Source organism: Tetzosporium hominis (genome assembly GCF_002265435.1).
GTDB lineage: Bacteria > Bacillota > Bacilli > Bacillales_A > Planococcaceae > Chryseomicrobium > Chryseomicrobium hominis.
In genome coordinates this window covers 1-253 of the sequence record NZ_NOKQ01000390.1, presented here as the reverse complement: position 1 = coordinate 253, position 253 = coordinate 1, and the positions used below count along the sequence as shown (strand labels likewise).

General features: G+C 39.9%; 1 protein-coding gene. It reads right to left on the bottom strand.

Features of this window, described 5'->3' with window-relative positions:
- Positions 1 to 35: 35 nt before the first annotated feature.
- Positions 36 to 253: DHHA1 domain-containing protein (locus CF394_RS15505; protein WP_243370947.1), on the bottom strand; the 218-nt coding region annotated here is incomplete at its 5' end.

The following is a 253-nucleotide window of genomic DNA, read 5'->3' as shown; positions in this document are numbered from 1 at the left end:
CCCTTTTCCTTTAACATCTGCTAAAAAGATTACTTTCATTCTTCTTTCTCCTTTTCCTTTAGTTCTTCCAAGATTAGTTGAGTCAATTTTTCTCCCGCTTCCGACAAACTCATATCCTCGATTTGCGCAGCTGCTAGATTAAAGTGACCTCCACCACCCAGCTCTTCCATAATGCGTTGCACATTGATTTTACTACGACTTCGAGCCGAGATAGAGATAAATCCTTGTGTATTTTTTGCCAGAACGAAACTAG